Annotated in this window: 14 protein-coding genes; 9 read left to right on the top strand and 5 right to left on the bottom strand. The window is 56.5% G+C overall.

Translation table 11 applies throughout. The annotated features are described in order from the left end of the window. Positions 1-57: 57 nt before the first annotated feature. Positions 58-792 (bottom strand): GvpL/GvpF family gas vesicle protein, encoded by a 735-nt coding sequence (locus H6F59_RS14430; protein ID WP_190701151.1) that lies wholly within the window; start codon positions 790-792, stop codon positions 58-60. A 305-nt stretch (positions 793-1097) separates the two neighbouring features. Between H6F59_RS14430 and H6F59_RS14435 the strand changes: the two genes are divergently transcribed. Continuing rightward, positions 1098-2822 (top strand): ABC transporter substrate-binding protein, encoded by a 1725-nt coding sequence (locus H6F59_RS14435; protein ID WP_279308364.1) that lies wholly within the window; start codon positions 1098-1100, stop codon positions 2820-2822. Between the two features lie 26 nt (positions 2823-2848). Here the strand turns inward: H6F59_RS14435 and H6F59_RS14440 are convergent, their stop codons facing one another. Together H6F59_RS14440 and H6F59_RS14445 are read right to left on the bottom strand one after the other, a co-directional pair. Further along, positions 2849-4213, bottom strand: coding sequence for a glutamine synthetase family protein (locus H6F59_RS14440; RefSeq protein ID WP_242021478.1), 1365 nt, complete (start codon positions 4211-4213; stop codon positions 2849-2851). Positions 4214-4395: 182 nt separating this feature from the next. Then, positions 4396-4866, bottom strand: coding sequence for a tetratricopeptide repeat protein (locus tag H6F59_RS14445; RefSeq protein ID WP_190701159.1), 471 nt, complete (start codon positions 4864-4866; stop codon positions 4396-4398). Between the two features lie 304 nt (positions 4867-5170). Here H6F59_RS14445 and gvpA point away from each other — a divergent pair, with 304 nt between their 5' ends. From gvpA to H6F59_RS14475, 6 genes are all read left to right on the top strand, one after another. After that, positions 5171-5389, top strand: coding sequence for a gas vesicle structural protein GvpA (gene gvpA / locus H6F59_RS14450; protein WP_073608715.1), 219 nt, complete (start codon positions 5171-5173; stop codon positions 5387-5389). A 284-nt stretch (positions 5390-5673) separates the two neighbouring features. Continuing rightward, positions 5674-6894, top strand: a complete 1221-nt coding sequence (locus H6F59_RS14455) for a hypothetical protein (protein WP_190701163.1) — start codon at positions 5674-5676, stop codon at positions 6892-6894. Further along, complete coding sequence (gvpN, locus tag H6F59_RS14460; RefSeq protein ID WP_190701167.1) at positions 6891-8264, top strand: gas vesicle protein GvpN; 1374 nt, start codon at positions 6891-6893, stop codon at positions 8262-8264. Before H6F59_RS14455 ends, gvpN begins: the two co-directional genes overlap by 4 nt. Positions 8265-8276: 12 nt before the next feature. Beyond that, a complete protein-coding gene (locus tag H6F59_RS14465; protein WP_313887214.1) occupies positions 8277-8627 on the top strand; it encodes a gas vesicle protein in 351 nt (116 codons plus the stop codon). Positions 8628-8723: 96 nt separating this feature from the next. Beyond that, positions 8724-8918: a hypothetical protein gene (locus H6F59_RS14470; protein WP_190701170.1), complete on the top strand. Its 195-nt coding sequence runs from the start codon at positions 8724-8726 to the stop codon at positions 8916-8918. A gap of 52 nt (positions 8919-8970) precedes the next feature. Then, positions 8971-9441 (top strand): gas vesicle protein K, encoded by a 471-nt coding sequence (locus tag H6F59_RS14475; protein ID WP_190514786.1) that lies wholly within the window; start codon positions 8971-8973, stop codon positions 9439-9441. A 35-nt stretch (positions 9442-9476) separates the two neighbouring features. On the opposite strand, the gene H6F59_RS14480 is transcribed toward H6F59_RS14475, so the two are convergent. Further along, the gene (locus H6F59_RS14480; RefSeq protein WP_242021479.1) at positions 9477-11573 is read right to left on the bottom strand and encodes a serine/threonine-protein kinase; all 2097 of its coding nucleotides are present in this window, start codon (positions 11571-11573) and stop codon (positions 9477-9479) included. Positions 11574-11903: 330 nt separating this feature from the next. On the opposite strand from H6F59_RS14480, the gene H6F59_RS14485 reads away from it, so the two are divergent. Beyond that, positions 11904-13100, top strand: a complete 1197-nt coding sequence (locus tag H6F59_RS14485) for a Coenzyme F420 hydrogenase/dehydrogenase, beta subunit C-terminal domain (protein ID WP_190701173.1) — start codon at positions 11904-11906, stop codon at positions 13098-13100. Positions 13101-13176: 76 nt separating this feature from the next. Here H6F59_RS14485 and ftsH read toward each other — a convergent pair whose 3' ends face one another. Beyond that, a complete protein-coding gene (gene ftsH, locus H6F59_RS14490) occupies positions 13177-14946 on the bottom strand; it encodes an ATP-dependent zinc metalloprotease FtsH (RefSeq protein ID WP_190701176.1) in 1770 nt (589 codons plus the stop codon). Between the two features lie 879 nt (positions 14947-15825). Between ftsH and hpsA the strand changes: the two genes are divergently transcribed. Continuing rightward, a complete protein-coding gene (gene hpsA, locus H6F59_RS14495) occupies positions 15826-20706 on the top strand; it encodes a hormogonium polysaccharide biosynthesis protein HpsA (protein WP_190701179.1) in 4881 nt (1626 codons plus the stop codon). Positions 20707-20733 lie beyond the last annotated feature (27 nt).

Consider the following 20733-nt stretch of genomic DNA (forward strand, 5'->3'; position numbering starts at 1 on the left):
TGCAAGGTGCAGGGTCTAGGGCGCAAGGATTGCCTTGCACTCCTAAACCTTAAACCCCTACTTGAGCTGGGCAAAGTTGTAGGGAGCGGTGAAATTGTTATAGCGAATGCGCAGACGATCGCCAAAGGTGCTGTCTATGGCTTCCACCGCCTGGCTAAACTCGGCCTCGCTCTCCCAGGGAATCAAGAAAGCAGCGTTGTAAATCATCACATCGGTTTGGGGCGCGTTTTCAAGCACGTCCTTCGCCAGGGGGGACAGCGCTTGGCGAAACTGGTCAACAATTCCCTGCTTGCGCTCCTCTAGGGCCGCTTCAATCTGCTGACCAATGAAGATCACCTGCTCCATACCCAGCTGCGTACCCTCTAGCTGGTCGCGCTGGGCCCGTAGGTCAGCATTTTCGGCCATCATCAACTCCAGCTCGGTGGAGGGTTCCCACTGCACCTTAACGCTCACCTCCCGGCAGCCGTTGAGCCGCCCAAACAACTGGGTCAGGTCCTCAGCATAGGGAGTCACCAAATCTTCCTGCACCTGGTCCCAGCTCTCGACAATCAGACCAAACTGAAGCGGCAGCAGCGTGCGGTGGCCCTGCTCCATAGCAGCTTCTAGCACCTTCTCGTGGCCCAGCAGGTTTTTGCGGCTCGACAGGTAGCGCTTCTGGCAAGCCAGGGAATAAAGAAAGGTAAAGTCGCCCAGCTGTTGAGCCTGCACCACCTGCTCGTCTAAACCCATCAGGGGTAGCTCAGCGGGGCCAGGGGCCGGGAAAATACCGTAAAGATAGTAGCGATCAGCCATAGGACAGTCTCTTGGGGGATGCACCTAGAATGCCCAAACCCTCAAAGCCTTCGACAGGATAATCAGAGCTGCTGAGTAGTTGGGCCACCGCTCCTACAATCCAACGCCTGGAGAATGGCTGCGCTTAGGGCGATCGCAACTCAAACCGCTGCGAGTGAAAATCTCTAGGGGTAACTCGCTATAGTGTGTGAGGCATTGTCTTGGCGGGTTAGGAGGTCACAACCATGACAACGGCATCGCATACAACCCCAGGTTGGCTCAGTCTGATTACCTGGCGCAGTCAGATCAAGCGACTTGTAGCCCTGATGCTGGTAATTTTGGTTGGTATAGCCAGTGCCGGCTGCGACCCGACTCGGTTTGCCCGAGCCAGCGCCGATGTGCCCCGCCTGGTGCTGAGCGCCCTGAGCGACCCAAAAACCTTCAACCCCATTCTCAGTCAGGAGTCGCCCAACATTTTTGGGTTGACCTTTGAGGGGCTAACCACCACCGACGGGATTAGCGGTGAAACCGTACCCGCCCTGGCCGAAAGCTGGGAGATCTCCGACGACGGCACCATCCTGGTATTTACCCTGCGCGATGGGCTGCGCTGGTCTGACGGCGAACCCCTGACCGTAGACGACGTGGTCTTTACCTACGATGTGCTGTTCAATCCAGCCATTCCAACCAACAGCCGCGACGGGTTTCGCATTGGCACCGAAGGGCGCTTTCCGCAGGTCAGCAAGGTGGACGAGCGCCGGGTGCAGTTTACGCTGCCCGAGCCCTTTGCCCCCATGCTGCAAAACACGTCTTTAGAAATTATCCCCGCCCATATCTTGCGGCCTACAGTAGAGGGCACCGATGGCCAAGGCAATCCTCTGTTTTTATCCACCTGGGGCACCGACACGGCCCCCAAGAAAATCGTGGGCAATGGCCCCTACCGCTTAGCCCAATATATTTCTGGGGAGCGGCTGGTCTTTGAGCGCAACCCCTACTATTGGCGAAAAGACGACCAGGGCAACCAGCAGCCCTACATTGAGCAGATTGTCTGGCAAATTGTCGGCTCTACCGATACGGCTTTCTTCCAGTTTCGCTCGGGCGGGTTAGACCTAGAGAGCGTGCAACCCGACTTTTTCTCGCTGCTAAAGCGCGAAGAAGAGCGCGGCGATTTCACCATCTACAATGGCGGCCCTGGTCTGGGCACCAACTTTTTTGCCTTTAACCTCAACCGTGCTAGCCGCAACGGCAAGCCTTTGGTTAACCCGGTCAAGTCAGCCTGGTTCAATAGCGTGGCGTTTCGCCAGGCGGTCTCCTACGCTATCGATCGCCAGACTATGGTAAACAATATTTTCCAAGGCTTGGGGCAACCCCAAACCTCGCCAATGTCAGTGCCTAGTCCCTTCTTTGCCCCGCCCGAGATGGGCATTCGCACTTATGACTACGACCTTAAGAAGGCAAAGCAGCTGCTGTTGGCCGATGGGTTTCAGTACAACGCTGCCGATGACCTGCTCGATGCCGAGGGCAATCGGGTGCGCTTCACGCTAATCACAAACTCCGGCAACAAAATTCGCGAATCGATTGGGGCGCAAATTAAGAATGACCTAGCTAAGTTGGGCATTCAGGTTGATTTTCAACCACTGGCCTTTAACTCTCTAGTCGATCGCCTCACCGATAGCCTGGAGTGGGAGGCGCTGGTGCTGGGCCTAACGGGAGGCACAGAGCCCAACGGTGGTGCTAACGTGTGGCTTCTCGACGGTGCCCTCCACGCCTTTAACCAGAATGCTGGCCCTGGTCAAGACCCCCTAGAGGGCTGGCAGGCCGCCGAATGGGAGCGCCGCATTGCCGATCTCTACATCCAGGCCGCCCAGGTAATCGACGAAGACGAGCGCTTTGAGCTGTACAAAGAAACCCAGCAGCTCACCCAGGAATACCTGCCGTTTATGTACTTGATCAACAACCTATCGCTCACCGCGGTGCGCAACCGGGTGCAGGGGGTGAAATTTACAGCCCTGGGCGGTGCGCTCTGGAATATCCACGAACTAACAGTCGAGTAGATTGTCCATCAAGTTCATTGAGCCAACTAATAGCGATCGCGCAGCAATTCCACTTCAGCCTCCAGGGTCATGTCGGCCATGGCGGCTAGCTCGGCCCGCCGTACCGCCAGGTAGGTTTTGGCTAGGGGTTCGCCCAGAGCGTCTAACAAGAGAGAATTGGTCTCTAACGCGGCAAGGGATTCCGCTAGAGACTGAGGCAGCAGGGCAATGCCGCGATCGCCCCTTTCCTCCTCCGACAAACTCCCCGGGTCTTGCTGCACCGGCTCCGGCAGCGAATAGCCCTGGGCAATGCCGTCGAGACCGGCGGCGATCGCCCCCCCCAACGCCAAATATGGGTTTGCCGCCCCATCCACCGTCTTCAGCTCCAGATGGGTGGGGCTGGGCAGCGAAAAATTGCTCGGCACCCGCAGCGCCGCCTCCCGATTGTCCATACCCCAAGCGGCGTAGGCGCCGCTCCAGCTGTGGGGTTGCAGCCGCCGATAAGAGTTGGGGCTGGGGGTGGTGATCGCCATCAGAGCGGGTAGGTGATGCAGTAGCCCAGCGGTAAAGGATCGGGCAGTCTCGGAGAGCCCACCAGCCCCATCAGGCATCAGATTTTGCTCTCCCTCCCACAGACTCAGGTGCAGGTGGCACCCGCTGCCTGCACAGGACTCAAACAGCTTGGGCACAAAGGAAGCAACTAGACCGTGCTGGTGGGCGATCGCCTTTACCGTCTCGCGATAGACCACCTGCTGATCGGCGGCAGCTAAGGCATCGGTGTAGCGCACCGAAATTTCCTGCTGCCCCGGCCCCGACTCGGGGTAATACTGCTCTACGGCCATGCCTTGTGCGCTTAGGGCATCTGCGATCGCCATCACCACCTCCTGGTGCAGGTCCATCGCCAAACTAGCGGCAAAGGGCATATTGTCAGCAGGGAAAATGTCTTGGTCGCGCTGCTTGAGCAAGTAAAATTCCGGCTCAAAGGCCGCTTTGATCGTCAACCCGCGATCGCCCGCCCGCTGCACCATGCGCTTGAGAAACTGCCTTGAACACCAGGGCCAGGGCTGGCCATCCTTCACCATCTCTCCCAGCGCCCGCGCCTGGCCAGGGGCGTAGGGAAGCATTTGCAGCGTCTTCCAGTCGGGCACCAGCCAGACCTCTCCTACTGGCCCCAGCCCGCTGCCGGGGGCCACTGCGTCAGCCACCACCGGAATTGCCTGCTGCGCTGCCGATAGACCCACGGCAACAGTTTCTCCCCCTTCCAATTGCCGCGTCAGCGCATCAATGTGGATGGCCTTGCCACGAATGACGTTGCCGTTGTCACACCACACCACCCGCACAAAACGAACCTTGCCCTCCCGCAACCGAGTCAAAATCGTCGAGGCATTCTCTGGCATAGACCTGTCTGGCATAAAAGCATCGTCTGGACCCTGAAGACCTTGGCCCTTAGCAACCCAATCATAGTAGGCCGCTCCAAATCCCTCACTTTGCAAAACGGGAACTGCATGGGTTGCTCAGGTTAATCCTGATTTCTGTAGTCTGTTGATGCAGTGCCGCCATGCCCAACCAGGCGTCAACCAGCAATCCCAGCCTCCTAGCTCAACTGTGCTGTACATTCTAAAATCAGTCGCTGGTTGACCAGCGCGTAGGGTTGCACCACCAACGCCCGACGAAACGACTGAATTGCCTCCTCGTACTGTCCTAAGGCCGCATAGCACAGCCCCAGCCCATGGAGCGCTCCAAAGTGGTAGGGCACCAGCTCAATCACCTGCTCACAGTCAGCCAAGGCCTCCGCGTAGCGTTTCTGAACAAAGTAGAGCACCGCCCGGCGATTCCAGGCTTCAGCAAAATCCGGCAGTTCGCCCACCAAGGTTGAAAGCAGGTCCTCTGCCGCATCCATCTGGCCGCTATCCACTAAAGCCTGAGCGTCTTGCAGACGCTGATTGCCCCCTTCACCCTTTTGGTAAAACCAACGCTGCCAGAGAGCAGCGGTTGCCAACTCGCGCTGATACTCATCGGCCTGCTTCAAGCTCTGCAGCAGCACTTCTAGGGTCGAGTCATCCATGCTTCCTTTGCCTAACCGTTGTGTTGCGCCTTTGATTATCAAGTATTTGGCTGAGATTGGCTGTCTAAAAGCGTTTTGGCCTTTGGTTCCTAGAGCTCAAAGCGTTGCAAGTAACAATAAGTGAACTGATTTTTTCAAAGTTGTGAGCAGTTCTAAGCAGATGGGCAGACTACAAATGTGCAAGGAATAAGCCCTACGCACTAAGTCTGTTTCTACCGCTTCTTTGCAGTAGCAGTCAGGTGCATCCAAAGGCATTCTTCTTGCAATTTCATTGAACACATTAATCGTTTAGGGATTCAAAACCATGGCTGTCGAAAAAGTAAACTCTTCCTCTAGCTTGGCTGAAGTTGTTGACCGCATTTTGGATAAAGGCATCGTTATTGATGCTTGGGTTCGTGTTTCTCTGGTAGGGATTGAGTTGCTGGCGATCGAAGCCCGCGTTGTAATCGCTTCCGTTGACACCTATCTAAAGTATGCCGAAGCCGTTGGCCTGACTGCTCAAGCCGCTGTACCTGCTGCCTAAGAGCGCCGCTTTTGATACCTAATGGGGCAGTAGAATGCTGGATTAACCAACGTTTAGCTGCCCCATAAATCGAACAAATTCAATGCTTTGAATAGCGACCATCAGCGGCAATTCTGCTGTCGGCAAGTTTCAGAACAGCGCCTCATTACTGCACTAAGACACTCAAACATAGCTAAGTTTTAGAGTCTAGCAACGTTCTTCTCTCCGCGCCATCTCCTCTCCTTGCCGTCCTCAAATACCACACATTCACCCCGTTTCATTTTCACCAAAGGGAGAGCAGTCCTGTGACAGCACTTTATGACCAGTGGCAAGCCGCAAGACAACTGCGCCAGAGCGAGGTGGTTAACCGGCGCGATCAGGTCTCTGCTGACCTAGAGCGCTGGCAGACTGATCGGCTGACCCACGCTGTGCAGCTGCGCCAAGACCTCGACCAGCTGATGGCCGACCTGCGCGCCAACACTACCCTATGGCTAGCTCAAACAACCGCCGATCGCGCCGTCCAGATTCTACCCCGGCAGCAGGCTCGCCAAGACTATATTCAGCAGCTCCAGGCTGATACTGAAGTGCTGCTTGCAACGTACCAAGCCGATCGCGAAATTTGTGCCGCTGAGGTGCGAGACAAGCTCGCTTACGATTGCCAAGTACTTCAAGCTACTGTTAGCGAACTGCGGCTAGAGATTGCCCAGGAACTGCGCCAGGTGCAGCAACAGGTTGCCAACATTCAGGCTCAAACGGCTGTTGAGCTAGCGGGCTATCGCCAAGAGCAGGCTATGGTACGCGCCGAACTGCTACCTCAGCTTACCGCCTACGTCGAAGACCTCCAGGTGCAGGTACAGGCCACCCTCAAAGACCTGACCACTGTGCGTCAGCAAGCAGCAGTAGTAAACCAGGAGCAGCGGCAAAGCGATCGCGCCGCCCTCACCGATTCCGTAGACGCCATGTTCACCGAACTGGCCGACTTTCGCCACCAGCTTCAGGCCCAGCGGGCTCAGCTCTCCCACGTTGTCTGGGGCAGCGCTGCCGTAGCTCAGACTCTAGCCCCTCACTCAGCCACGAGCCGGCCGGCCGTTACTTCGGTACCTGCTCGTGGGCCTGCGCCAGCCAAGGTGGCCCCTAAAGCTGCGCCAAAACCCGTAATCGCCAAAGCGGCACCAGCTAAGGCAGCTCCTGTGGCTAAGGTTGCTCCAGCCCCAACGGCCATGGTCAAGACCGCCCCTGCTCGCGCTGTTGCAGCAACCCGCTCTGCCCCGGTTGCTACCGTCACGGCCCCAGCTGTCCCGGCAGCGGTGGCTGTGGAACCGCCCCCCGCCCCCGAGCCCCCTTCCCTTGAAGAGGTAGTTTACAACTACCTGCACCTGGCTCAGGGTGCCCGTCTCAGCAAAATTGAGACGGAGCTTGGCATTAACCGATTTCAGGCGGTAGACGCGCTGCGATCGCTCATCCAAAAAGACCTCGTCGTCAAGCAAGACCGTACCTATCTCGTCCAAGAGGAAGCCGTTCTGTGAACACCGTTCTACAAGCCCGCCCCCGCAACTTTGTCTCCACCCCCACCCTAGAGCGCACCAGCCTCAGAGCCTTGCGGTACTTGCAATCGGGGTACTCAATTCACCTTAAAGGCCCCGCTGGTACCGGCAAAACTACCCTGGCCCTGCACCTAGCCGACCTGCTGGCTCGCCCGATCATGCTGCTGTTTGGCGATGACGAGTTCAAAACCTCGGACCTGATCGGCAACCAGTCGGGCTACACCCGCAAAAAAGTGGTCGACAACTACATCCACAGCGTTGTGAAAGTGGAAGACGAGCTGCGCCACAACTGGACTGACTCGCGCCTCACCCTGGCCTGCCGCGAAGGCTTCACCATGGTGTACGACGAGTTCAACCGCTCCCGCCCCGAGGTCAACAACGTGCTGCTGTCGGCCCTCGAAGAAAAACTTCTGGTGCTGCCCCCCAGCAACAACCGGGCCGAGTACATTCGCGTCAGCCCCCACTTCCGTGCCATTCTCACCTCTAACCCCGAAGAATACTGCGGCGTCCACGGCACCCAAGATGCGCTCCAGGACCGTCTAATCACCATCAACATGCCCGAGCCTGACGAACTGGCTCAGCAGCAAATTTTGGTGCAAAAGGTTGGCATCGACAGCTCTGCGGCACTGCAAATTGTGCAGTTGGTCAAGGCCTTCCAGTCGTCGGTCGCCCCAGACATGGTCTCCAGCTTGCGCCCCAGTCTCATGATTGCCACCATCTGCAACGACCACGGCATTTTGCCCCTGGCCGAAAACGCCGACTTCCGCGATGTGTGCAGCGACATTTTGCTAGCCCGCTCCAAAGAGCCCGCCCCAGATGCCACCCGCCACCTGTGGAACTTGTTCAACCGCTTTGTGGTGTCCCAGGCCGCGCTGGTTAACGACCTCACCCTCAAGCCCGAGGCCCAGCCCGCTGCCCGTTTCCATGGCGAAGAAGAGGATGACGCCCCGCTCCAACCCCTTGAGGCACTGGTTGAGTCTGCCGAGGACGATGTTGCGATTGATGATGAGCCCGTCGTTGAGGCCCAAGACCAAGACCTTCAAACTGAAGACCTCGCTGAGTCCATCAGCCCTGAGGCTCAAAGTGAAACCATAGTAGAAGCACCCGCTGAAGCCGAGTCTTTGCCAGAGGAGGTGCTCAAGGTGCAGGTCAACCCCAACGATGATATTGAAACTCGCATTTTTGACTATCTCGACACGACCGGTACCGCATCTCTCGTTAACATTGAGGGAGCCCTAGATCTGAACCGATTTCAGGCTGTCAATGCTGTCAAGTCGATGCTCGATCAGGGCTTAATAGAGAAACAGGAAACTGACGGGCAGCTCCAGGGCTACCAGCTGAGTTCTAACTGAAGGTAATCTGTCGTGACCCCCTCCACCCCCGCGACCCGTCCCCAACCCGGTCGCAGCATGGCCACCGCCACCCAGGGGTCTTCCCTGGTGGATGTGATTGAGCGAGTGCTCGATAAAGGCATTGTGATTGCTGGAGATATCTCAGTCTCCGTCGGTTCTACAGAACTGCTGAGCATCCGCATTCGCCTAATTATCTCCTCGGTCGATAAAGCTCGCGAAATCGGCATTAACTGGTGGGAGAGCGATCCCTACCTCAGCAGCCGCACCAATGAACTGCTAGAGGCCAATCAACAGCTCCAAACTCGTTTAGAAACCTTAGAGGCCGAACTCAAAGCCCTACGATCTGCCGAACCCGTGAGTTAGGCTAGCAACCCAGTCGATTTGCCACAGACAAACCCTTGGGTTCTTGAAGAATCCAGGGGTTTCCCATGCAACCCAACACCCCAAAGAAGAACTACTATGCTGACGATTCGCACCCTGCGGCAAATTGCCACTAGCCGTACCATTCCCAGCTTTCGCTCGGTCCCTAGCCGCAGCCAAGGCGATCGCCTACGTCCAGTTGATGCAGGCCGCATAGGCCAACAACAAAGTCGAGCCCAAGCAGAAGAAGCCCGTCGCCAGTGGCTTCAACAGCAGTGGCAAAATCGGCCATAGCCAGGGCTATAGAGGCAGAATCGCCTGCCTTGGGATGCACTAGACTGTGGCTATGACTTCCGAAAATGCCGAGCCAGACCTGTCGACCACGCTAGCGCTACAGCCTCCCGCCAAAACTGATGCGGGCTTAGCGCCGCTGCTGCTCACCGTCATTGAGCTAGTGCGGCAGCTGATGGAAGCTCAGGTCATTCGCCGCATGGAATCGGGCGACCTGAACGACAATGACCTCGAACGAGCCGCCGACAGCCTGCGCAAGCTAGAGGAGCAGGTCGTTTCGATGTGCGAAATCTTTGATGTAGACCCGGCCGACCTCAACATCGACCTAGGGGAAATCGGTACCCTGCTGCCTAAAGAAGGCAACTACTACCCCGGCCAAAAAAATCAAAACCCCACCATTTTAGAGCTGCTCGATCGCCTCCTCGATACCGGTGTCGTCGTCGAAGGCGACGTTGACTTAGGGATGGCGCAACTCAACCTCATCCACGCCAAGCTGCGTCTAGTGCTGACCTCCAAACCTATCTAAACTACTTAACCCCCTACCCCTTACGCCTCCACCTGCTACCGCTGCCACTGCCACAGCTTAATGGTCTTATCAGTACTAGCACTAGCCAATAGTTTGCCACCCGCCTGCACCGCTACCTGATGCACGGGATTCATATGGGCCGACAGGGTATTTTTGAGTGTGCCATCTTTGCTGTGCCAAAACCGCAGAGTTCCGTCGCTGCTACCACTGACTAGCCGCTGTCCATCAGGGAAGAAGGCCACAGTATTCACTTCCTGGGTGTGGCCTTGGAGCGTATGCAGTAGGGTACCTGCGGCTAAATCCCATAGACGCACGGTGCGGTCTTTGCTAGCGCTGGCGATTAGGCGACCATCTGGGCTAATCGCAACTTGGTTGACAGTATTGGTGTGGCCAGTGAGAACTTTAAGGGTAGTGGCGGTTTGCGCGTCCCAAACGCGAACGGTATTGTCAAGGCCGCCGCTAACCAGCCGCTGGTCGGCAGCGGCAAAGGCTACGGTTTTGAGCATGCCCGCCGAGCCTGGCAGGGTTTTAAGCAAGGTGCCCTGGCTCAGATTCCACAGTTTCAGAGTGCCGTCTTCACTGGCACTAGCGATCAAGTTACCGCCATGGCCAAGAGCGATCGCATTCACATCTCGCAAATGGCCCTTGAGGGTGTGGCGCAGCGATCCGTCGCCTAGCTGCCAAATTTTTATGGTCGCATCGTCGCCACAACTGACCAGCAGTTGCCCACGCCGATCAATGGCCACAGCATTAACACCTCGAGCGTGCCCCTTGAGGGTGTGAAGCAAGTCTCCCGTCTGCCAGTTCCAAATGCGAACGCTGTCGTCTAAGCTGCCGCTGACAAGCACGGGCTGTTGGGCGCTAAAAGCAAGGGCAGTAACCCACGACTGGTGCCCCTTCAAGGTAGCAATGAGCTGCCAGCCTAGGCCAGAACTAGGCGGCTGCGAGCTGGGGCCGTTACTGATAGGCGGTCGGCTCACAGGTCGAGGTAAGCCAGAGGCAGGTTTGCCAGAAACTGGCCCGGGCTGAGAACTTGGGGTAGGGTCAGTCAGGGGGACCTGGGGCTCAGCCATGGAAGGCAGCGAGGTGGTGGGCATAACCAGGCCAGCCGACTGACCTGGTCTGCTCAGGGGGGGGCGATCGATGCCGGTAAATAAGCTTTGGCCAGATTGATTTGAAACCCAGCCCGGCACCGCACCCTCGATCTTGGGCAGTCGTCGCAGGTCGTCCAGCACGGATTGGGCGGTTTGGTAGCGCTCGCTAACCAAATCCTTGGTCATGTAGTTGAGCACCTCCGCTAGGCCGGCGTGAATGGTGCGCCCTTGTTTTTGCAGGTGCTCTTGCCACAGCCAGCGGCCCTCCTGGGGACTGTATAAGTCTTCTGGCTTGCGGCCGGTCAACAGATGCAGGCAGGTGGCCCCCAGACTATAGAGGTCGCTAGAGGGGTAAGCCTGGCCGCTGCGCAGCTGTTCGATAGGGGCATAGCCTTCGGTGCCAATGCGTGTGCCTTGCTCGTAGCGAATCGCTTCGCTGAACTGTTTAGCTACACCAAAATCGATTAGCACGGGCTTTTGGTCAATTTTGCGGCGAATGATATTCGACGGGGTAATGTCTCGGTGAATGACGCCGTGCTCGTGGATGAAGTGCAGCACCGGGAGTAGATCTTCTAGCAGCTGGCGTAGGCTGCCCTCGCTGTAGGCCGCTTGGGCTGAAATCTCCTGATACAGGGTGCGCCCCTGAATCATCTGCTGCACCAAGTAGAGATACTTATTTTGCTCAAAGTAGGCCAACAGCGTGGGAATTTGTGGGTGCTCTCCCAGTTCGTGCAGCCGTACCGCTTCCTGCTCGAACAGCTGTACGGCCTTTAAAAATGATTTGGTGCCCTGGGTCTGAGGAGCAAATTGCTTGATCACGCAACGGGTGTTGAGGCGATCGGCATCAAGGGCAAAGTAGGTGCGCCCAAAACCACCCCGGCCAATCAGCTTCAATGGACGGTAGCGGCCCCGAAGACGATGCTCTAAGGGGCTGCCGCAGGTGGGGCAAACCGCAGCCAGGGTAGCGTGATTAGGCTGGGTGCAGTGGGGATTGAGGCAGCAGATCATCACAACGGTAAACCCGGGGAGCGGAGGCATAGCTTCTGCTTATGCTTACTTCCATTTAACCCGCAATCGGTCGGAGAGGGGGATTTTGCCCAGCTAGCCAAAGCACAGAGTGACGCTGCATAACCAAGAGGAAGCAGGATGAAGATGCTGCGTAACTCCCAAGTTAAACAAAAGCGTAGCAAGAACCTAGGGCGATCGCATTCTCACCCCCTTTTTACTGCGGTGCTAGTGCGTTTGATGTCCTGTTGAGTCGTAAGACCGGCGCTATATTTCGTAATAATTGGGCGATCGCGCCAATCGGCCCAAACCCTTGCGGTATGGTGAAGAACAGCTGTCACTGAGCAATCCACCACCGTCGCTATGACCCTGGCCCAGCCTTCCCACAACAAAGCTAAAGCCCTCCGCCCCGGGGCCACCCGCCCCGCCAAAGAACTCTGTAGCGAGTGCGGCTTCTGCGATACCTACTACATTCACTACGTCAAAGAGGCCTGCGCCTTTCTCAACCAGCAGTTCCCTACCCTAGAGCAGCAGACCCACGGGCGCAGCCGCGATCTAGAGGCTGAGAACGATGTCTACTTTGGCGTGCACCAGGACATGATGGCCGCCCGCAAGCAGCAGCCCATCGAGGGAGCACAGTGGACCGGTATCGTGAGTACCATTGCCATTGAAATGCTGACCAAAGGGTTGGTAGAAGGGGTGGTGTGCGTTCAGAATACGGAGAGCGATCGCTTCCAGCCCCAGCCAGTCCTCGCTACCACCCCCGAAGAAATCTTGGCAGCGCGGGTCAATAAGCCCACCCTGTCGCCTAACCTATCCGTCTTAGAACAGGTGGAGCGATCGGGCATGAAGCGCCTGCTGGTGATTGGCGTCGGCTGCCAAATTCAAGCATTGCGGGCGGTGGAAAAGCAGTTGGGTCTAGAGCAGCTCTACGTGCTGGGCACCCCCTGTGTCGATAACGTCAGCCGCGCCGGGCTACAAAAGTTTCTCGAAACCACCAGCCGATCGCCCGACACTGTAGTCCACTACGAATTCATGCAGGATTTTCGGGTGCACTTCAAGCACGAAGATGGCTCTACCGAAACGGTGCCCTTCTTTGGCCTCAAGACCAACCAGCTCAAGGACGTGTTTGCCCCCTCCTGCATGAGCTGTTTTGACTATGTGAACGGCTTGGCTGATTTAGTCGTGGGCTACATGGGTGCCCCCTTCGGCTGGCAGTGGATCGTGGTGCGCAACGATCGCGGCCAGGCCATGCTCGACACCGTCATGGATCAGCTCGACACCCAGCCAGTGATGTCGGTGGGCGATCGCAAGGCCGCCGTACAGCAGAGCATCCCTGCCTATGACAAGGCTGTTACCCTGCCCATGTGGGCGGCCAAGCTGATGGGTGTCGTGATCGAGCGCATTGGCCCCAAAGGGCTAGAGTACGCCCGCTTTTCGATCGATTCCCACTTCACCCGCAACTATCTCTACGTCAAGCGCAACTATCCGCAAAAGCTGGCTGCCCACGTGCCCGAGTTTGCCAAGCGCATTGTCAGTCAGTACAAGCTGCCCGATTGATTTGCAGGCAAAAAGGGGCGGCGCGATGATCGCGCCGCCCCCATTGATAAAACATCCCTAGCGGGCTTGAGACTTTCTACACTACGCTATTGCCCTGGGCCAACCAGGCTTTTAACTCCGCAGGAGCCTGAGCCTGAGCTAAAACTGCCTTGAGCTGTTCACCATCTAGCACCTCTGTTTCAAGCAGCGTTTGCGTGGCAGACTCCAACAGCCCCCGATTGAGCTGAAGAATCGCCAGCGCCACCGTGCGAGCACCATTGAGCAGCAAATTCACCTGGCGATCGATTTCAGTAGCCACTTCGGGGCTAGTCACCCGCCTGTCGCTACCCCCATCTAAAAACTGAGCCGAGGCTTTAGCAAAGGCCACCGGCCCGAGGCTGGCACTCATGCCGTACTCGGTCACCGCTTTCTCAGCCAGGTCGGTTGCTTTTTGAATGTCGTCGCTAGCGCCAGTGGAAACCTTGCCAAAGACAATTTCCTCAGCGGCGCGTCCCCCCAACAGAGTGGCGAGTTGGCCCCGTAATTCGTCTTCGAGCATCAAAAAGCGGTCATTCTCGGGCATTTGCATGGTGTAGCCCAGAGCTCCTAGCCCCCGCGGCACAATCGAAATTTTGGTAACCCGGTTGCCGCCCGGTACCAGTGCTCCCACCAGGGCGTGGCCCACTTCGTGGTAAGCCACGGTCTGCCGCTCCATTGGAGTGAGCACTCTAGACCGCTTCTCTAGCCCGGCAATCACCCGCTCAATGGCTTCCATAAAATCGGTCATTAGCACCGCTTGACGGTTGTGGCGGGCGGCCATCAGCGCCGCTTCGTTAACTAAATTGGCCAAATCGGCACCAGCGAAACCAGCGGTTTGACCCGCGATTTCTGCCAAGTTCACGTCTTCACCAAGGACGACAGCCCGACCGTGAACCTGCAAAATCTCTAACCGGCCGCTCTTGTCTGGGCGGTCGACCAGTACTTGACGGTCAAAACGGCCTGGGCGGCGCAAGGCTGGATCTAGGGTTTCGGGGCGGTTAGTGGCAGCAATTACAATCACACCGTCATTGCCGTCAAAGCCATCCATCTCGGTCAGCAGCTGATTCAGGGTTTGCTCACGCTCGTCATTGCCGCCCACAGGGTTGCCGCCACGGGTTTTACCGACAGCATCCAGCTCGTCAATAAACACAATGCAGGGCGCTTGGCGCTTGGCCTTGTTGAACAGATCGCGCACCCGTGAAGCACCAACCCCCACAAACATTTCCACAAACTCCGAGCCCGCCATGCTGAGGAAAGGCACACCCGCCTCGCCAGCAACGGCTTTGGCTAGCAGAGTTTTGCCTGTGCCCGGAGGGCCTACCAGCAGCACCCCTTTAGGAATTTTTGCTCCCAGTTTGCGGTACTTGTCACCGTTGGCTAAAAAGTCGACCACCTCTTGCAGTTCCTGCTTGGCCTCGTCTACCCCAGCCACATCGGCAAAGGTGACACCAGTCTTGCTCTTGCTATAGCTGCGGACCTTACTCTTGCCCATGCCCACAGCGGTGCCAACCCCGCCACCCGCGCTGCTAAATTTTGCGGCCAGGGCCAAGGCTCCAACCAGCAGACCTGACGAAATAATCAACCCCGCGATGCTCGCTGGCGGTAAAGGTTCAGGAGCAATGGTGATTTGCACCCCCTGACTTTTGAGCTTGCTGATCACCTCATCCGTAGACCCGACTGGTTGCGTAGTGTAGCGGCGACGGCCAAATTCAGGCTTGAGGGTATAGTCAATGCGATCGCGCTCGATCGTCACCCGCTGCACCTGGGCATCGTTGACCTGCTCCACAAAGGTGCTGTAGACCGACTGCAAGGGGGTTTCCGTTTTCATGGGGCAAGTCCTATAAGATAGGGGCGAATTCAAAGGTGCGAGGCGCTGGGGAAGCTCCCTGCCAACCGCTCACTGTCTTGATTTTGCAGTACATAACCTTCGCCCTTCCAGAGGGGGAAACGCCCCAAGCTAGCAGTAGTTACCGAAGGGCCAATCGTTAGCTGTACGGTGCTTACGACCTTTCTTAGACGATTGCCGTACTCCCTATGGACAAGCAGCGCAACGCTCGGCCCAGAATCAGCGTTACCTCCCCCCCAACCAAGGTTGATATGGTTCACGCGAAGGGAGGTCCGTCACCTACAAAAGGTTGGGAACTAGAAACCACCTAAGCCAGGAACCCAGCAACCTCAGCACTGGTCTCGAAGCCTATGCATACATATCTGGCCAAGATGGCTGGTACAGCTCCATAGCCATCTACGTATTTGGCTAGTGTTGGCATAAAAAAGTTACTCAGATCCTATTAAGTATCGAAAAAATACTCAGTACACAATATGAAGTTCTCACTAAGATGGAGGCCTGAGGTGCACATCCCTAAGCTTACCTATTGGTCCCTGGCATACTTGGAGAACAGTTAAAGACATAGCAGGCGATCGCCGTAGTCGTCCTAGCGACTTTACAACCGTGATCGCTTGGCTACAATAGCTGGGTATTTTAGTAGGTAAACGTTGGTCACTTCCGTAGAAGTGCCCTCGACGTTGACTGGCTATTACCAAAAGCCAATGGAGCACCCCTGTTTTCATCCTAGGCGTAGCGGCCCTAACTAGGCACTTGATCGCGCTTTAGGCTCATTTATTTGTTGCTGTAAGGTTTAGCCTCCAACCTAAGCCTTACCCCACGCGCGTTATCAGTTTTGTTGTTCGGCATATCGGTCTTAGAAACATGAGTCGTCATCTACTGCGAAAGGCTTTGCGGCTTCCTCAGGCAGCAATTAAGCGATTAGTTACCGGGCTGCTACAACTTGTGCTTTTGGCTAACCGACCGGCCCGTTTAGCCCGGTCAGGTTTTGTGCTGCCTACCACGGTGTTGTTAGTGCTTATGGTGGTGCTCACCGCCACCGCTCTTACCTATCGCTCTTTTACCCGCAGCGATATGGCCATCTCCCAGCGTGAGCAGCAGGTCATTTCAAATGCTGCAACGCCTGCCATCGACCGGGCCAAAGCCAAGATTGAGTTTTTGTTTCAGACCGATAACCGATTTCCCAGTGGGGTGCCCGCCAGCGACATTCTGGCCGACCTCATGCTCATCACCAACACCTATGCAGGCTATACAGGCCGCGTGTCCCGCCTGCCGGGTGCCAACGATCCTTACACTCTTCCCGACGAAACCCGGGTTGACATCAATGATGATGGTGAGTTAGACAACGCCTGGTCATTTAACATCGACCTCAATGGCGATGGCACGGTTGCCGCCAACGAACTAGTTGTCTACTCAATTCTGGTCGACGACCAAGGGCCAAAAGCCACTACTACCACCCGCATTGATGGCCCCGTCAACCAGGCCAAAGCCAATGCCTTAGTAACCCGCACCGGGCCTCTAGCCACTACCGAAGCTAGCGCGGCCTGTGCCGGTGCGCTGGCAGAGGGCGGTTGGCAGGTAGTGCAGCAGGGCAACAACTCAACCCTGCAAAAGAACTTTCAGGTCAACGCTTTTGTTGCCAACCTCAACGATGCCAACCGCACCTTTGAGACTTTAGAGTTTCAGCAGTCGCGTACTGCCGCTCGGGCCAATAAGTGGGGTGCCTGGTTCCGCTACGACTTGGACGTATCCCCTTTTCCAGAATTTAACTGGAATGGCGCCATGCACACCGATGGCAACTTTTTCACCTTTGCGCCTGGTGGCACTGGCGCTGGCCGCGGCTATCGCGCCCATATGGTCAGCTCTCATAACTCCTGTCTCTATAGCCAGGAAGCCTCAGAAATTTCACTGTCTGAACTCGACCTCAACGGCGATGGTAGGGGTGTACCAGGTACTGTAGTCAACGGTCAACAAGAGTTTCAGGGACAGGCCGTTCGAGGCACCATGCGCGACGATGACACACCTGCCGGCAATAACTCCCTTATCCACGTGTGGAATGGTGCTGGCGTGGCTGCCAAAATTGACCTCAGCCTCACCAATGCGACCGACTCTGTCAGAACTAACGCTTTAGATAACACCGTCCGTCCATCTGACGTGGCGATGAACCCCCTGGCGCTGTTTACTCGCGACGTCACCGAGCATATCAACCCCGGAGTTTGGCAGCGCGATCCTAACTGGGATGACGCTTCCGCGGATGACTTCAAAACTCGCCAACGCATCATCAACGATCAGGTCGTTCGTCCCTTCGTAGACGACTTCTACCGGGCCGACAATCGCTGGGGGCCAAAACCCCGCTACGACAGCCGTGACACTACCCTGGATGTCACCAATAACTCAGCCACCATCGGCGATCGCATCAATGGCCTAGGTCGGCTCACCGATACAGACAATGGCCTCGATGGTTATTGGGAGCGCCAGGCAACCTCGACCGGCATGCGCCTGATTGTGGGCCAGCGCCTGGAGCTGGGCAATGCCAACACATGGAACTCCAGCCCCGTTGGTGCGGCCCCAGCCGCTGACAACGGCGCAGACCCGCTCTACCCAGCGAAAATTAGACCCGCTGCCGACAACCGATTTGGTCGTAGCCACGAATACTTACAGCGCAAATCCCTGCGCGACAACCTGGCCGCCGTCCAGGGCATGGTTGTCTACCACTATCAAATCAACAGCGGCACCTTCCCCGCCGCCTGCATGGCTACAACAGCCCACCCTGGTACAGCCCAAACCATTCTCAACAGCCGCACTTTCAATAACTACCCAGTTTCTACCACGCGCCTGCGAGCCGATTTCTTAAACGGCACTGGCACCAACGGTTGGGAGTTTGCGCTTAACCCGGCCTTTGATACAGAAGGCGAATTTGCCACGCAGATTGGCTCTGGTCAGCCCTTGGGTAAAGCCCTCAGAAACCTGGCCTACTTTGCGGGCGATCCCAAAGGGGGTGCTCCTTCGTTTAAGCCCGTGCAAGATGTAGCTGGTGCCGTTGGTGCTGAAGTGCATCCGGCTCCCTACTTCAACATGTGGGGCGACTTCTCCCCGCTGCGGCGCGTCTTTGTCGAATATCTTGATGCGGGTACAGCCTACGCCAACCTCAGCCCCGCTGACAAAGCCACCCTGCACAGCGCCGCATGCACCATTAGCCTGCTGGCCTACAACATCCAGAGCGACTACCTAGAAGCTCGTGCCCTAGCTAGTAGCGATATCAACGTCAACTTCCAAAACATCGGCTCTCAAATGAGAAACGCGCTGTTTCGGATTAACAACTATGTGAGTCGTGTCGGTGCTGACGACCCGACTGTTAGAGGCACCAGTGTATCGGCACTGTTTGCTCTGATGGGTAAAAGCAGAGACTGGGTAGACAAAGACCCTAACTCAAGCTGTGAAAACGGCCTTACTGATTCCGCTGGCTACCAAAAAGATTGTGACTTTGGCGAATATTTTGCCGAGTACACTCGTCAAGACTGGATCACAATCCTTGGGAGCCAGGCTACTAACGCGACTCCGGCCGAAGTAGCAGCAATTGCGGATTTCGCCACAAAGATTGATTACTTGACCAGCACTATTCGCGATCGCGAACTGGGCTTTAGAAAAGGGTTGCCACAAACTTCCCTTGGCCCTACAACCATCGGGGGAAACAACGTAACTTGGGATCCAGCGACCGGCTACACAACTCCCATTAATCTGTTTGGCAGCAATAGCGCTCGCTTTAAGCTACAGTGCGACCCCAACTTCTTCGGTGAAACTGTCGCTGGTGGAAATGGTGGCGAAGACGACGTTGGCATCTTTGGTTACATTGCCTGTAGCCAATCTACAGTTATGGATGTCCGCCACCCGTCGCTGTACTACCTGTTCCCATTGGCTGACCACGATCTCGATGGCGACGGCCGCACCCAGCAGCCCGATGGCACCGTTTTCTCCATCCTCCCTCAGCCTGCTGAAGAGTACATCACCAACCCCTACGTTCGCGCAGTCAACCCCCCTGGCTCTACCACAATTCTCTTCCGCCGGGTAGGCAGCGGTGCAGACCCCGTTGTTGATACCGACAACCTTGCCGCCGTACCCAAGTCGGCTACCCCTGGCAGCTGGGCCGTACCTGCTGCCACTGCTACCGGGGCACCCACAGCCGCAAACATTAGCGATCAGGATCAAGCCTTCAAAATCCTTGGCCCTGGCGGTGCCGTCATTCGAGTTCCCTTCCTGGACAAAGGCGTCTACAACGGTCGCGAACAGCTCAATACTCGAGCATTAGATATTGACATTGAGGCGCTAACTACCCGCACAACTCCTGGTGGTGACTTCTGGCTCTCGGCCAACCCCGACAACCGGGGCGAGGGCGTCGTCTACGCCTTTAGAGAAGACGCCGTGCGAGAAGACGAAGTCACCCGACCCAAAAATGCCACGAACACTGTCACAGCAGCCTTCTGCCAAACACTTAATGGCTCTGCCCCTAGGCGCTTTAATATTGAAACCGAGGCCAACTGCCGCATGCGGGTTGAGCCAGGGACTACCCCTGTCTTTCAAGACCCACCCCTAACAGATGAGTTAATCAGCCTCAAACCCGTAGACTTCTATGCCGATCCTCAGCGTCGGGCCCACGGCTTTAGGCTCCGCACTTTTAGCGGCTCCCCGGCAGACTTTAGCGGCACTAGCTTTGCCCGCCGGGTAGGTATGACATTTGTTACCGACAACAGCGTCTACATTCAAGGAGACTTCAACCCCCACAGCACCACGGGTGGCGTTGGCAACATCATTGAGGAGTTTACCGACACCCTTTACAACAAAACCCCTGCCAACGCCTTTGGCCTGCCGTTCTACAACGCCCGAACGCAGGCTGAGCTGAACACCAGTACGTTTGCAACCCTCTCTGCAGACCACTGGAGACCGGTAGAAATTTTGGCCGATGCCATCACCATTCTCTCTGGCTCCTTCAGAGACGGTGCCATAGAAGACGGCTTTGTTAGGGCTAGGCCAGCAACTCTCGGTGGTGCTACCTCGTCTTACATGAACCAAAACCGTCCTACGCTGAGCGCCGATCAAACAGGCTGGGTACGTGAGAGTGCTGCTGTGGTTGGAGGTGTTCCCGTTGCTCCGGTATGGATTGATCGCAATGGCACCTACTACCGCAGTAATGCTACTACTGGTACTCCAATTCAACCGTTCTACAGTCTCTACGACAGCGCCAGTGCTTGGACAGATTTCACAACTTCTGACGACGATAGACGGAGAAACACACAAAGGGCTACTACAACCTTCGTCAATGCCACTTTTGTCAGCGGTCTGGTACCCCAGCGCCCTCAACAAAGCTACGGCGGTCTTCACAACTTTGTGCGCCTGCTAGAAGACTGGAACGACGATGTGGATCTACACATTGCTGGGTCGTTGATTCAGCTCAACTTCTCAACCAATGCCACAGGTCCCTTTGAGCATGATGCCTGGCACCCTACTCAAAACCCTGAAACCGCAGAACGGCTGGGCTATTACAAGCCGCCCAGTCGCCGCTGGGGCTACGATGTAGCTCTACTCTACGTGCCCCCAGCCCCTGCGGCTCGACGCTTCGTGAGCATTGGCACCCCCCGCAGCGAGTACTACCGCGAGCTGCCATCCGACGACCCATACATCGTTAACCTGCGCTGCGCAGAAGATGCTGCTGGTACAAGGCTGATGCCTAATTTCTGTACAAAAGCCTAACTAACAACTGCACCCGCACTGTGACAC

Origin of the sequence: Nodosilinea sp. FACHB-141 (assembly GCF_014696135.1) — a bacterium.
Taxonomy (GTDB): domain Bacteria; phylum Cyanobacteriota; class Cyanobacteriia; order Phormidesmidales; family Phormidesmidaceae; genus Nodosilinea.

Coding starts and splice junctions, on each gene's coding strand:
- H6F59_RS14445 (WP_190701159.1), bottom strand. CDS start 4,866: ATGGATGACTCGACCCTAGAAGTGCTGCTGCAGAGCTTGAAGCAGGCC.
- H6F59_RS14435 (WP_279308364.1), top strand. CDS start 1,098: ATGCTGGTAATTTTGGTTGGTATAGCCAGTGCCGGCTGCGACCCGACT.
- H6F59_RS14475 (WP_190514786.1), top strand. CDS start 8,971: ATGACTTCCGAAAATGCCGAGCCAGACCTGTCGACCACGCTAGCGCTA.
- ftsH (WP_190701176.1), bottom strand. CDS start 14,946: ATGAAAACGGAAACCCCCTTGCAGTCGGTCTACAGCACCTTTGTGGAG.
- H6F59_RS14470 (WP_190701170.1), top strand. CDS start 8,724: ATGCTGACGATTCGCACCCTGCGGCAAATTGCCACTAGCCGTACCATT.
- gvpA (WP_073608715.1), top strand. CDS start 5,171: ATGGCTGTCGAAAAAGTAAACTCTTCCTCTAGCTTGGCTGAAGTTGTT.
- H6F59_RS14440 (WP_242021478.1), bottom strand. CDS start 4,213: ATGCCAGACAGGTCTATGCCAGAGAATGCCTCGACGATTTTGACTCGG.
- H6F59_RS14485 (WP_190701173.1), top strand. CDS start 11,904: ATGACCCTGGCCCAGCCTTCCCACAACAAAGCTAAAGCCCTCCGCCCC.
- hpsA (WP_190701179.1), top strand. CDS start 15,826: ATGAGTCGTCATCTACTGCGAAAGGCTTTGCGGCTTCCTCAGGCAGCA.
- H6F59_RS14480 (WP_242021479.1), bottom strand. CDS start 11,573: ATGCCTCCGCTCCCCGGGTTTACCGTTGTGATGATCTGCTGCCTCAAT.
- H6F59_RS14430 (WP_190701151.1), bottom strand. CDS start 792: ATGGCTGATCGCTACTATCTTTACGGTATTTTCCCGGCCCCTGGCCCC.